The sequence below is a fragment of the Virgibacillus carmonensis genome (assembly GCF_057836705.1).
The window spans coordinates 302952-315896 of sequence record NZ_JBYQFJ010000001.1 but is presented as its reverse complement, the minus strand read 5'-3'; the positions used below and the strand labels follow the sequence as shown (position 1 = coordinate 315896).

Genomic DNA, 12945 nt, shown 5'->3' with positions numbered 1-12945 from the left:
TTTCCACAGCGGCGCAGGTCACTGAACATGATTTTTAGTTACGTCGCAGTCTATATATTTTGTGGCAAAAACAACAACCTTTTAGTAAACATCCTTTTTTAAATTTCGTTCCATATTCTGCGGACATTGTCCAAACCTATTTTAGATCCTTGTTTACATTCTTCTAAGCCTTCAAATTCAATCGAAATATAGCCATCATAACCTGATTGTTTAATTACCTTTATCACTTCATATAGATTAATATCACCATGACCACTAATTGCCCCTCGTAAATAATTACCTGATGGAGTTTGGAACCAACCTTCACCGGGATTATAAGAGGAAGCAGGGCGATGGTAAAAATCTTTAATATGAACCATTGATGCATAGTCAATATTTTTCTTCACTGCTACAATCGGATCCTCATCAACACAAAGGAAGTTCCCAGTATCTAGTGTTGTTTTGAAATTAGGACGATCCACACAGTTTATTAACCGTTGCACCCTGTCACTTGCCTGAACATAGAAGCCATGATTTTCAATGCTTGTTACGATATCATATTGTGCTGCATAATCAGCAATTCGCTGGCATGCCTCAACTAATTTCGGTAAATCCTGTTCAAATTGTTTAATTGATGCTTCATGAGGAGGCTTAAATGACACATCATGTCTCATTAGCCTTACACCTAATTGGTTTGCAATATCGACTTCTTTTTTTACTCGTTTTATTTCCTGTTCAAACGCTTCCTCGCTAGCTGGTAGAAAGTCTGCGCCAATAGCATAATTAGAAATTCCAATTCCTGTTTCTTTCGTTTTTTGAACAATTGCTTCGGTTAACTCTGGGTTATCTGTCAACGTGTAACCCATCGGGACAAGTTCTATATGTTCGCCACCTTGATCAGCCGTCCACTGAATGACATCCAAAATAGACATTTCTCCTCTGTTAATTGCTCCTATTAAACTATAAGAACTCATACCTAGTTTCATCTAGTAAACCTCCATTCACTACCCATAACGTACATGTATACATTATGGATGAGCTTTAACTGTTCCCTTTTACTCTCAAAAAACTTAATTACGTTCAAGTTCAACCACTTGTTTTAATTCGTTCGCATTGTAAGCTGCTTTTACAACTTCCAATGTTCGTAAACCATCATTTCCTGTTATAAAAGGTTTTCTTCCTGTCTTGACACAATCGATAAAGTCATTTACAAGCGCTTCATCCATATCATCTGCCCAAGGTTGCTGCTCGATTTTTCCTTCTTTATCATTGTATAGAAGGGAATGTTGTTTGAATGCATCGACAGATACGGCGCCTTCTGTTCCAACAATTTGCAGCGTAACATCCCCCCATGTTGGGAACGTCTTTGGACGTGACCAGCTTGGATCAATTGATACGATTGCACCAGACTCTAGTTCCAGCATTACCGAACCACAGTCCTCGACATCAATATCATAGAATCGCGTATCAAATTCAGCATATACATTCTTCACTTCATCTTTCAACATCCAACGAAGTAAATCCATGATATGAACGATATGGTCTGTTGCTGAACCCCCACCAGACAATTCTTTTTCAACAAACCAACCGCCAGGCATTTGACCGTGGTTAGTTGCATTTACAGCGATGATTTCCCCCAATTTCCCAGATTGAACAATGTGATTCACTTTTTGAATAGCTGGGGCAAAGCGTACTGGATATGCGACTTGTAAAATTACGCCATTTTCCTCGCAGGCTTTAATCATTGCCGTTGCATCTTCAACTTCAGTTGCAATCGGTTTTTCACATAAAATTTGCTTCTTATAACTTGCCGCTTTCATTACATGTTCTTTATGATGAGCATTTTCAGAACAGATGATTACAGCCTCAATATCTGTCTTTAAAAGTTCATCTAAATCCTTGTAAAAGTACGACTTAAATTGTTTAGCCATTTTATTTCCGCGTTGTTCATCAGCATCCCATATTCCGGCTAATTCTGCTTCTGGATGTTTTACTAAATACTGTGCATAAGCTAATCCATGCATATGAGCAAAACTAATGATTCCCACTTTCATATGGAAGCACCTCCTTGAACAAAACGGGTTTGCCGGTTTCCGCAGATTTTCTCGCAGCTTCAGCAATCCTGATTGCTTTTAATGTGTCATCAACTTTGGGCATTGTATTACCTTGTACTTCTATGCTTTTAACAACGTATTCAAATTGACGTTGCAGAGCAGACTTTCCTATAATACTTTCTTCAAGCGCTACCTCATCAGTAAAAAGTTGAACATCGATTGGAAAACTTTCATTGCTATTATGGGTAAGCATTCCTTTATCACCGGCCAATTCAAATGATGTCTCCGTTTCTGTTTTTGCCCAAGATAATTCTATATGCGCAATTGTTTGGTCTACCATCCGAAGTGTTACTAGGGCAAATTCAATTGGTGTTCCATCGTGGCGCTCCCTTTTGACATGCTTTGCCATCACACGTTCAACGTCACCAAATGTCCAGGTCAGCCAGTCAAATTGGTGAATACCCAAGCTAGAAAATAGATCCACTTCCCCTACTGGACGTGCCGTTCCGCTGGCTAGTCGTATTACGCCTGGTTTGCCAATCTTACCGTTTTTAACCTGATTTCTTGCATCAACATACTCTGGTGAAAAACGAAGAATGTTCCCAATATGAACTTGCACATTTTTTTCTTGGCATTCTTTTAAAACAGAGGTTACTTCTTCCACGTTCCGTGCTAGTGGTGCTACACATATTATAGAATAACCTTCTTTTGCTACCTGACGTACATAGTCAGCTCTGACATTAGCTGGCACACAAATGTCAACTACATCAACTCTTAACGATTTCAAATCCTGCAAGCTATCGACCACTTTTAGCAATTGTTGTTTGTCCTCTGCGGCTACTTCAATGACCCCAACAACTTTTACATTCGAGATACGAGACCAGGTTTCAAGGTGTTTTTTACTGGTATCCCCGGTTCCTATCACTGCTACATTTACCAATTCATACACCTCTCTCATTATAATTATCTTATTTTCATCCCTACATATAAATTTAGTTAAGAAAATCCATACAGGGAATTTTTCACTCTGTATCTTCCACTTTTTCCTTCAACCGATAAAGTTCATTTTTTAATGATTCTACCGTCCCTGCATAATCAGGATTATGATAGACATTATTTATTTCTGAAGGATCCTCTTTTAAATCAAACAATTCCCATTCCGGTGTTCTCGATTCATCAACGGTGTTGGACGCTCCTAACGATTCACCATAATAATATATGAGCTTAAATCTTGTCGTACGTACGCCGTAGTGGGCACCAACTTTGTGGGGTTCGCTTAAATGCTCCCAATATCGATAATAAAGGGAAGTTTGCCAATCCTTAGGTGTACTGCCTTCCATTACAGGACGTAAACTAGTTCCTTGCATAAAACGTGGAATTTCAATACCTGCATAGTCAAGAAATGTTTCAGCAAAGTCCACATTTAATGCTATATCATCCGTAACTGATCCAACTTCAATGGCACGTGGATAACGTACGACAAATGGCATTCTCAATGATTCTTCATACATAAATCGCTTGTCATACCAACCATGATCACCAAGGAAAAACCCCTGATCTGACGTGTACACAACGATTGTATTTTCCGTAAGACCTTCTTTATCGAGATAATCAAGCATTCTTCCTACGTTATCATCAATGGAAGCAACAACACGCAAATAATCTTTAATATAACGTTGGTACTTCCAGCTTTTAAGTTCTTCAGCTGACAAGTTTTCGGGTGAGTCTTCCTTTAGATCAATTTTATTAAGGTCCCGATCAATTCGCATCGTCGCCTCCTTTGCTGCATTCGAACGGTTACTATAATCATCATGAAACGATTCAGGTTCAGGAATATCAACATCTTCATACATATCGGCATGTTTCTCATCAGGTTCCCACGGACGATGTGGTGCTTTGTGTTGGCACATTAGCATAAACGGTTCATCCTTCGATCTATTTTTCAACCAATTTAGGGAAAGATCCGTGATAATGTCCGTTACATACCCGTTATAACCCTTCTTTTCCCCCATCTCAATCATCGTTGGGTCATGATAATCACCTTGTCCAGGCAGTACGTTCCAGTAATCAAAACCCGTTGGATCATGGCCTTCCCCATGTCCCAAGTGCCATTTTCCAATAATCGCTGTTTGATAACCGTTTTTCTGAAAGAGTTTCTGAACGTTTGGTTTTCGCCCGTCAAGATTGTCCCCAAGTGTTTTCACTCCATTTTCATGATTATATGTCCCTGTCAAAATCGCAGCCCTGCTGGGTGCACAAATTGAATTCGTGCAAAAACAATTGTCAAAACGCATTCCCTCATTTGCTATACGATCAAGGTTAGGCGTTTCATTAATTTTGCTTCCATAACAACCTGTTGCATGTGCTGCATGATCGTCACTCATAATAAACAAAATATTGGGCCCTTTTTTGTTCGCCATAATTTATCCTCCTTTAACCACTAGTAAGCTTTTAATTCTTTAAAAACAACTCGACAACAGGGACAGCAACATCCGGTTTTTGCACTGGAAGATCTAAAACAACCGAGTTAACATCAATCTTCGTCTCTGTACTTGTAATTACTTCTTCAGGATCAAACTCTCTAAAATAAACTTCCGACGCATCATTAAGCAGCTGCGCGTATTTAACTTTTCCAGCTAATCCTTCCAAATGAATGTGTCGGAATGGCCAAGAATAAATATGAAGATACAATCGATTTTCTTTTTGGGTATATCGACAATCGATTGGTGCTTTGTAATTACTATGTTTTGCCCCATAAATTGAACGGGAATGTAACCGCATCCATTTACCGATTTCTTCTAAACGATTGATTGAACGATAGTCAAATTCACCACGACCATTAGGCCCAACGTTTAATAGGAAATTACCACTTTTTGAAACCGTATCAATCAGCATCTTAAGTAGCGTATCCGAAGATTTCCAGTCTAAATTATCGCGATGATAGCCCCATGTTCCATTCATGGTTTGGCACGCTTCCCATATAACCGGAAGTCCATCTTTCACGACAGGTTCACTTGGTTGGTACTGTTCAGGAGTTATTACACCACGGTTTAAGTCGAGACGATCATTAATAAGAATGTCTGGCTGTAGATCTAAGACCATTTTCTCTAACTTCTCAGACTGCCAATCAATAGCACCTTTTCCTTCAGACCATCCCCAATCTCGATGAGGGTATGAAAAGTCGAACCATATATAATCAATTTTACCGTAATCTGTTAGTAACTCCCGAACTTGTCCATGCATAAATTCCAAATACTTATTCATATCCCGATCTTCATTTTCTTTTTTGAACTCTTCGTCTTCACGTTGTGGATGTAGTCCATCAATCGTAAACTCTGGGTGGTACCAATCGATTAATGAATGATATAACCCTACTTTTAAGCCTTCTTCCCGAAACGCATCAATTACTTCACGTAGCAAATCTCGTTTTATCGGTGTATTTGTCACCTTATAGTCACTTAACTTTGTATCCCATAATGCAAATCCCTCATGATGCTTTGTCGTGATGACAAAATAATTCATTCCTGCTGCTTTGGCATTTCTAGCCCATTCCTTTGCATCAAGTAAGTCTGGTTCAAAATGTTCGAAATATTTTTGGTATGTTTTTGTATAAATTTTCTCATGTGTCATAAACCATTCATGTCGTGCTGCTGGTGAATAGAGACCAAAGTGGATAAATAAGCCAAAACGGTCATGAATGAGCCACTCTGGATTAGCATACGTATCAGGCCAGTTTGCATATTTCTTTTCTTTAATACTTGTGCTCATATATAAACCCTCCGAAATAAAAAATATAGGCTGTTTTCGTAAAGATTGTTGCTTGTGAGAGAATAGATATAGAATGCGACGTAACAGCAACGTGATTTCCGCTGCGGGTAGTCGCTTTCCGCGGGCGGCTGGTGAGCCTCCTCGTGCTAACGCACTGCGGGGTCTCACCTATGCCTATCATCCCGCAGGAGTCGACTATCCGCAGCTCCAATCACTGAAAAGTGTTAGAAGAATGTTTGACATTATTGGTGAACTCAACCCTGGTCAGGGAAATACACTACGCTAAGATGGTGTTTGGCACCAGTACACATTGCTAATTCACTATTACGACGGTTGTTTGAAGCGGAGGACCGTTGACTCCTGCGGGAACAGAACGTGTCTGAAGACCCCGCAGAGTGGGCTTCTCGAGGAGGCTGAAGCCGTGCCCGCGGAAAGCAACGGTCCGCAGCGGAAATCAACCAGCAGTTACGTCGTAGTGTACTTCTGAAGCGGTATGTTACGTCGCAATTTACATCAACTATTAAGATGAAAAAAGTAACAATGCGTATGAAAAGAGCCAAAATATAAGTCCATCTTCCTTTTTATTGGTATAAATAAAAGTAATGCCTAATGCTCCAAGTGATCATCCGGCTGTGCGGCTTTAACCGTTAAACCACCGTCGACCATTAATAAGTGCCCATTTACTTGCATTGCTTCTTCAGAGGCTAGAAATACAACAGAATCGCCAATTTGTTTGGCAGTTCCTAATCTTTTCATTGGATTTGCCTCTACCTCATTTTCATAAATCGCTTTATCAGCTAGGTAGTCCGTGCACATATCTGTTTCAACCGTACTCGGTCCAACCGCATTAACATTTATATTATGTTTCCCCAGTTCAATCGCTAATGCCTTCGTAAGCTGATGTGCTGCAGCCTTTGATGAAATATAATGAGGAATAACCGGGCTGGTGACCATCAAACTAGCTGTAGAAGTAATGTTAATGATCTTTCCACTGCGCCTTTCAATCATTCCTTTTGCAGCAGCTTGGGAACACAGAAAAACAGATTTGACATTTGTATTATACGTTTGATCCCACGTTTCTTCTGACAGTGTCATAAAGGGCTCAAATGGCGCAATCCCTGCATTATTGACCAGAATATCGATGTTCCCTAGTTCTTTTTGCACTTTTTCCATCATCTGATCAACTTGCTCTTTGTTACCAACATCTGCTTGAACAACCATTGCCTGTTGACCCAGGCTTTCAACTTTTCCCTTAACACTTTCCGCCAAATCTTTTGATTTGTCAGAAGTAAAGTTAATAGCTACATTCGCACCTTCTTTTGCTAGTTGGAGAACAATAGCCTCTCCAATCCCTCTGCTTCCTCCTGTTACAAGAGCTGTTTTGTTCATTAGTCTTTTCATTGCCGTTCTTTCCCTTCAACTATCAGGATATTTGTATCAATTTATTTTCCATTCACTACCCCGCCATCAATCATAAATGGCGAACCCATCATAAATTTTGATTCATCTGATGCAAGGTATAGTGCTGCGTAGGCTACATCAATTGATTTCCCAAGGTCACCGCCCAATTGTCTGCTTTTAATTGACTGGATTGCAGCGTCAGGATTCGAATCCTTCGACAAATAATCCTCAACAAATGGGGTGAAAATCGTACCTGGCATCAAGGCATTAACACGGATCTTATCTTTTGCATAATCAACCTGCATTGATTTAGTCAATGAAAGCACTGCACCCTTTGTCGCTGCGTAAGATGCTCGATTGGCTAATCCAATTTCGGCAATGCAGGAAGACATATTAATAATAGACCCGTTTTGCTGTTTTATCATATGAGGGATGACGTATTTAGAAACGAGAAAAATACCATTTATATTCACATTGATGACATTTTTCCAATCCTCTAGCTCAATCTCGTGTAATACGCCTATGCCACTAATGCCTGCATTATTAAACAAAACATCAATTTTTTCACAGGTTTGGAGCGCTTCTTGGACCATTTGCCTAACTTCGGCTTCATTCGTTACATTCGCTTGAATACATAAAGATTCTCCACCAAGCTCCGTTATTTCTGCAACAGTCTGCTTCCCTGCTGATTCATTTACATCATTAACAATTACTTTCGCCCCTTCTTTTGCAAACAGAAGAGCTGTTTCCTTGCCAATCCCAGATCCAGCGCCCGTAATTAAGGCAACTTTTTTATCTAACCGCATTTTTTCACTCCTTACTTTATTTGTTTCTAATTACCGTCCGCGCTTTCTGTTTCACGAACACATGTATTTTTTAGAGTTCCTAAACCTTCAATTTCAACAGTCACCTCATCGCCATCATTAAGAAACACTTGAGGTTCCCTGAATACTCCGACTCCGTGCGGTGTACCTGTCGATAGTAAATCCCCAGGCTCGAAAGTAAATCCTTTTGACAGATAAGCAACTATTTCTTTAATTGTAAAAATCATTTCTTTCGTATTTGAATCTTGGAGAACGTTGCCATTTACTGTACAACGAATTGATAGATTCTGAGGGTCACTAATCTCGTCAGCAGTTACAAGGTATGGCCCACAAGGTGCGAATGTGTCATAGGATTTTCCACGTGTCCACTGTCCATCAGCAAACTGAACATCCCTTGCGCTTATATCATTGATGATTACGTATCCAAAAATATGATCAAATACATTATCCTTCTGAATGTTCTTACCCTTATTTCCAATAACAATTCCTAATTCCGCTTCATAATCAACTTGTGTAGACCCTATAGGTAAGATGACATTTTCATTATTGCCAATTACACAACTTGACCACTTAGAAAAAATTAATGGTGATTTAGGCGGTTCAACATTTTGTTCACGACAATGATCCATATAATTTAGCCCAACACAAACAACTTTCCCTGGACTCGGCAATGGAGCCTTCAAGACTACTTCATCGAGGTTCATGGCTAACTCCTGGTCATTATCCGCAAGCTTATCCTCAATCTTTTTAATATAGAATAGGCCGTGTTCTACAATATCCATCATTGTAAGTGATGGATCCGCTAGTAAATGGTTTAAATTAATCACCTTGTTAGCGATTACTGTACCAACAAAATCCTGATCTTTTTTAGTACATGTTACTAATTTCATGTATACGCCACCTTTCTATTTATCCAATTCTACATTCTGTTAAAATCTTATCAGTTAGCTTACAACCGAGCCCTGGCTCCTCTGGTAATGAATAATAGCCATTTTCGACTTTTATCGGGTTTTCCCATATATCGATAATAGATTCATAGCAATATTCAACCATAGGGACATTAGATGTAGCTGCTGCTAATTGGACATGTAACTTCTGTTGTACATTCGTATGTGGAATGACTTCCAAATTGTAGCATCTTGCTAATGCCGCAACATCTAACCATTCATCGATGCCTGAAAGCTTTGTGGCATCTGCTTGAACAATGCTGACTCCACCCATTTCAATGTAATCACGGAAATCATATTTTGTATAAACGGTTTCTCCGATAGCAATCGGTACATCCAGCCTGCGTGCAAGCTCAGCATGGGACTTTTTGTCAAACGGATTCATTGGCTCTTCAAGCCAGTAGATATCAAATTCTTCAAGCTTTCTTCCCCAAACGATTGATGTTTTCAAATCCCACACTGTATTTGCATCGACCATCAATTTAATATCATCACCAATTGCTTTCCGGACTGCCTTCACTCGTTCATAGTCCTCACGCGGATTGGGCAAACCAATCTTCATTTTTACTGCATCAAAGCCACGTTCAACTAGCGCAGTCATATCTTTAACTAACTCATCTGTCGTCACCTCAAGCCATCCACCGTCTGTATTATATGCTTTCACTTTTTCTTTAACAGGACCTAAATACTTCCATAGCGGCATGTTAGCAACCTTTAATTTTATATCCCACAATGCAAGCTCGACCGCGCATAATGCAACACGTGTAATACCGACTTGACCAATAAAATGGTTCGTATAATGTAGTTCACGAAGTACATTTTTATACATGAGTGGGTCTTTCCCTATTAGTTTATCGGCATAGGTATCATCGATAATCGTCTGAACAGCACGGATTCCTTTAGTATAATTCCAGTTAAATCCCCATCCACTTATTCCTTCATCCGTGTCTAAGCGTACTGCCACAAATTCCACAGAGTCGAGCTTTGTTTGTGAATCAGTAATTGCTTTCTGTCTTAACGGTACATTAAGTAAATAGGTTTCTACGTTTGTAATTTTCATCCCCATCAAATCCTTCACTTTTTAGTATGTATAACTATGGATAAAACGTTATCCTGACACAATAATCATATTTGCGTATGGACATGTATCACCAGTTTTAATAACCCCTTTAGAATGGTTCGTCAGTCCTTTGAAATCTTGATGGGTTACCTTTTCAAATAAAATAGTAGGGTATGATTGTTGTAGATCTTTATATCGTTCTGGGCTAATATCTAGCATTTCCTCTGTAACAATGATTCTATCGATCCTAAATTCTGTTTCAATTACTTTGAGCACTTGTAAAACAGTCGGCAAGTCTTCCGTAATTCCTAGGTCAATCCGTTTTGTATGACCTGGAACAGGATAACCTTTGTCTGCCAAAACTACATAGTCTGTATGTCCCAGGCTTGCTACCAGATGGGACATTTCTGGATGAAGAATTCCTGCTTTTTTCATTCCGCCCCCTCCAAAAAGTCTTTATAAACTGCCTCTCGTTGTTCACTTGTAATACGATCACTTAAGCTTTGTACGGGTCTTTTAAAATAAAGTTTCATTTCGTTATTTTTCTGTGCTACACTAACCAATTCCCATCCTTGTATACCTAACTCCGAAATATTTCCATCATCGACAGTTACTAAGTATTCCCATTTCATCTAACCACTTCCCTATCAATAACTAAAGGTTTAATCTATAAAATCCTCTTGCGTTTTCACCAATTATTTTGGTGTATTCTTTTTCAGATATATGTTGTAATAATGAGTTCTCGAATAATTCATATACGTTTTGATAGCTTCCAGCTAGTAAGCAAACTGGCCAATCACTCCCAAACATAAGCTTATCAGCACCAAATACACGGACAAGATGCTGAATAAAGGGTACAAAATCATCATGCTTCCAATTTTGGTGGTCTGCTTCTGTGATCAAACCTGATACTTTACACATGACATTTTCATAGGACGCTACCTCATTCATATGATCTACCCAAAATGATGTAATTCCACTTTTAATAGCAGGTTTTGCAGCATGATTGATAACCGCTCTAAGTTGTGGGAATTGTTCAAGTAACTCTAAAACAACCGGAAGATGACGAGGATAGATTAATAGATCTAATGGAAAGTCATCAGAGACAAGTAGTTCGATATTCTTCATCACTTCCTGGCGGACTATCCATCTATCATCATTTATGTCATGCAACATAGGTCTAATACCAACAAACCCAACTTGTTCCCTCTGACGATGATAATCGTCTTTGAATGAAGGCGATTCCAAATCAAGCCAACCGACTACCCCTGCGATAAAGTCATATTGACTATATAATTCCAATAAGAACGCCGTTTCTTCTATTGTAGGAGCAGCCTGAACGACAATTGTCTTGTCAATTCCGTGTTCCCTTATGAGTGGTTCTAAATCGTGCGGTAAAAAATCCCGATATAGTATGGTTTGTTCTTCGGTTAACCACCCATAATCTCGACGGCTGAGTTTCCAGAAATGTTGGTGAGCATCAATTTTGATAATTTAGCCTCCTCATGCAACAATTGTTACCGATACCATAAAAGTATCACCAAAACAATTTGTTGTCAATTACAAATGTTTTGAAAAATGAACCATAAATTACAAATTAGAAATAGGAAAAGTATTTTTAAAAAAGAAGAAGGAGATGTGCTACTGAGCAAATACACTGAAGAAAAAGTACGTGAATATGGTTAATTTGTTATCATAGTTGATATCGACCGTAATATTACTCACAATTGCTTTCAATTCTAAATATGATTTTTAACCGAATGTTTTTATTAAAGGCATTTAAAAACAATGAAATAGTTGGTGACTTTTAAAACATCATCTATAATATAAATAACGATGAAAGGAAGTAATTTATGATCACAATCTATGACATTGCTAAAAAAGCAAATGTATCCCCTATGACTGTATCAAGGGTTATTAATAAATCAGGAAAAGTGAGCGAAGCAACACGAATAAAAGTTGAAGACGTTATTCAAAAGCTAAACTATATTCCGAGTTCATCCGCCCGGTATTTAACTTCAAAGAAATCCAAAATTTTATCTCTTGTTATAACTGATATAACAAACCCCTTTTTTACAAAAGTAGCACGTGGAGCAGAAGATAAAGCAAAACAGATGGGATACAGCCTTTTATTATGTAACACTGATGAAGATATAGACAAGGAGTCCGACTATACAAATATGCTGATTTCAACAGGTGTGGACGGTGTACTTATTACCCCATCTGATGATAAATCAAAAAAGAATTTGCGAACATTAAATAAGTATAATATTCCGTTCATTTTACTTGATCGCAAAATTGAAGGAATCAATTGTGATGCGATTCATGGAGATAGCCTTGACGGCACCCGTAAAATATTAGAACATCTTATTACTAAAGGTCATAGTAAAATAGCAATCATTAATGGCCCGCTTGATATTTCGACAGCTCGCGAACGTCAGCAGGCATATATTGAGACATTAAAGGCATATAATTTACCCGTTAATGAAGATTTTATCTTACAAAGTCATTACAAAAACAAAGATACGAATTCGGACATATCAAAGTTATTGTCCACTCAATTAGAAAAACGACCAACAGCAATCTTTGCAGCTAATAACTTTATTGCTATTAATACGATCAAGGAACTTCGAAAACGGAATATTCGCGTTCCGGAAGATATCTCAGTCGTATGTTTTGACGACTTGGATCCTTCCATTGACCTAAACCCTTTTTTAACAGTTGTTGCGCAACCAGCGTATCATTTTGGTTTCACAGGAGCACAAATGCTCATTGAAAGAATTGAAAAAACTGCTCCTCCAGAGTTCAGGAAAATTGTACTGCCATCTAAATTAATTGTAAGAAATTCATCGGCATTGGCTCATATCAATTCATGTGAATAAGCCGTATATAGTCAGGGGTTTTATAAGGAT

At 38.6% G+C, this 12945-nt stretch carries 13 protein-coding genes; 1 reads left to right on the top strand and 12 read right to left on the bottom strand.

All coding sequences use genetic code 11. The annotated features are described in order from the left end of the window. Nucleotides 1-98: 98 nt before the first annotated feature. From AC3G7N_RS01295 to AC3G7N_RS01240, 12 genes are all read right to left on the bottom strand, one after another. Nucleotides 99-965 carry a sugar phosphate isomerase/epimerase family protein gene (locus tag AC3G7N_RS01295; RefSeq protein ID WP_489420320.1) on the bottom strand — a complete coding sequence of 289 codons (867 nt, stop codon included), beginning with the start codon at nucleotides 963-965 and terminating at the stop codon, nucleotides 99-101. 84 nt (nucleotides 966-1049) lie between these two features. Continuing rightward, nucleotides 1050-2033 carry a Gfo/Idh/MocA family protein gene (locus tag AC3G7N_RS01290; RefSeq protein ID WP_489420319.1) on the bottom strand — a complete coding sequence of 328 codons (984 nt, stop codon included), beginning with the start codon at nucleotides 2031-2033 and terminating at the stop codon, nucleotides 1050-1052. Continuing rightward, nucleotides 2014-2973 carry a Gfo/Idh/MocA family protein gene (locus AC3G7N_RS01285; RefSeq protein ID WP_489420318.1) on the bottom strand — a complete coding sequence of 320 codons (960 nt, stop codon included), beginning with the start codon at nucleotides 2971-2973 and terminating at the stop codon, nucleotides 2014-2016. The genes AC3G7N_RS01290 and AC3G7N_RS01285 overlap by 20 nt, the downstream gene beginning before the upstream one ends. Nucleotides 2974-3055: 82 nt before the next feature. Next, nucleotides 3056-4453: a sulfatase family protein gene (locus AC3G7N_RS01280; protein WP_489420317.1), complete on the bottom strand. Its 1398-nt coding sequence runs from the start codon at nucleotides 4451-4453 to the stop codon at nucleotides 3056-3058. Between the two features lie 31 nt (nucleotides 4454-4484). Continuing rightward, nucleotides 4485-5801 (bottom strand): alpha-L-fucosidase, encoded by a 1317-nt coding sequence (locus AC3G7N_RS01275; RefSeq protein ID WP_489420316.1) that lies wholly within the window; start codon nucleotides 5799-5801, stop codon nucleotides 4485-4487. Between the two features lie 606 nt (nucleotides 5802-6407). Beyond that, nucleotides 6408-7202, bottom strand: a complete 795-nt coding sequence (locus tag AC3G7N_RS01270) for an SDR family NAD(P)-dependent oxidoreductase (protein ID WP_489420315.1) — start codon at nucleotides 7200-7202, stop codon at nucleotides 6408-6410. 41 nt (nucleotides 7203-7243) lie between these two features. Continuing rightward, nucleotides 7244-8008, bottom strand: a complete 765-nt coding sequence (locus AC3G7N_RS01265) for an SDR family NAD(P)-dependent oxidoreductase (RefSeq protein ID WP_489420314.1) — start codon at nucleotides 8006-8008, stop codon at nucleotides 7244-7246. Nucleotides 8009-8034: 26 nt separating this feature from the next. Next, nucleotides 8035-8916, bottom strand: a complete 882-nt coding sequence (locus AC3G7N_RS01260; protein ID WP_489420313.1) for a fumarylacetoacetate hydrolase family protein — start codon at nucleotides 8914-8916, stop codon at nucleotides 8035-8037. A gap of 19 nt (nucleotides 8917-8935) precedes the next feature. After that, nucleotides 8936-10033, bottom strand: coding sequence for a mandelate racemase/muconate lactonizing enzyme family protein (locus tag AC3G7N_RS01255; RefSeq protein ID WP_489420312.1), 1098 nt, complete (start codon nucleotides 10031-10033; stop codon nucleotides 8936-8938). Nucleotides 10034-10081: 48 nt separating this feature from the next. Continuing rightward, on the bottom strand, nucleotides 10082-10468 hold the full coding sequence (rbsD, locus tag AC3G7N_RS01250) for a D-ribose pyranase (protein WP_489420311.1): 387 nt from the start codon (nucleotides 10466-10468) through the stop codon (nucleotides 10082-10084). Continuing rightward, nucleotides 10465-10665, bottom strand: a complete 201-nt coding sequence (locus AC3G7N_RS01245) for a hypothetical protein (protein ID WP_489420310.1) — start codon at nucleotides 10663-10665, stop codon at nucleotides 10465-10467. The genes rbsD and AC3G7N_RS01245 overlap by 4 nt, the downstream gene beginning before the upstream one ends. A 22-nt stretch (nucleotides 10666-10687) precedes the next feature. Beyond that, nucleotides 10688-11518, bottom strand: coding sequence for an amidohydrolase family protein (locus tag AC3G7N_RS01240; RefSeq protein WP_489420331.1), 831 nt, complete (start codon nucleotides 11516-11518; stop codon nucleotides 10688-10690). A 368-nt stretch (nucleotides 11519-11886) separates the two neighbouring features. Between AC3G7N_RS01240 and AC3G7N_RS01235 the strand changes: the two genes are divergently transcribed. Beyond that, nucleotides 11887-12915 (top strand): LacI family DNA-binding transcriptional regulator, encoded by a 1029-nt coding sequence (locus tag AC3G7N_RS01235; protein WP_489420309.1) that lies wholly within the window; start codon nucleotides 11887-11889, stop codon nucleotides 12913-12915. Nucleotides 12916-12945 lie beyond the last annotated feature (30 nt).

What these genes read in the sequence shown, in the direction of transcription:
- AC3G7N_RS01295 (WP_489420320.1), bottom strand. Translation starts at nt 965, where the DNA reads ATGAAACTAGGTATGAGTTCTTATAGTTTAATAGGAGCAATTAACAGA.
- AC3G7N_RS01290 (WP_489420319.1), bottom strand. Translation starts at nt 2,033, where the DNA reads ATGAAAGTGGGAATCATTAGTTTTGCTCATATGCATGGATTAGCTTAT.
- AC3G7N_RS01280 (WP_489420317.1), bottom strand. Translation starts at nt 4,453, where the DNA reads ATGGCGAACAAAAAAGGGCCCAATATTTTGTTTATTATGAGTGACGAT.
- AC3G7N_RS01275 (WP_489420316.1), bottom strand. Translation starts at nt 5,801, where the DNA reads ATGAGCACAAGTATTAAAGAAAAGAAATATGCAAACTGGCCTGATACG.
- AC3G7N_RS01270 (WP_489420315.1), bottom strand. Translation starts at nt 7,202, where the DNA reads ATGAAAAGACTAATGAACAAAACAGCTCTTGTAACAGGAGGAAGCAGA.
- AC3G7N_RS01265 (WP_489420314.1), bottom strand. Translation starts at nt 8,008, where the DNA reads ATGCGGTTAGATAAAAAAGTTGCCTTAATTACGGGCGCTGGATCTGGG.
- AC3G7N_RS01260 (WP_489420313.1), bottom strand. Translation starts at nt 8,916, where the DNA reads ATGAAATTAGTAACATGTACTAAAAAAGATCAGGATTTTGTTGGTACA.
- AC3G7N_RS01255 (WP_489420312.1), bottom strand. Translation starts at nt 10,033, where the DNA reads ATGAAAATTACAAACGTAGAAACCTATTTACTTAATGTACCGTTAAGA.
- rbsD (WP_489420311.1), bottom strand. Translation starts at nt 10,468, where the DNA reads ATGAAAAAAGCAGGAATTCTTCATCCAGAAATGTCCCATCTGGTAGCA.
- AC3G7N_RS01245 (WP_489420310.1), bottom strand. Translation starts at nt 10,665, where the DNA reads ATGAAATGGGAATACTTAGTAACTGTCGATGATGGAAATATTTCGGAG.
- AC3G7N_RS01235 (WP_489420309.1), top strand. Translation starts at nt 11,887, where the DNA reads ATGATCACAATCTATGACATTGCTAAAAAAGCAAATGTATCCCCTATG.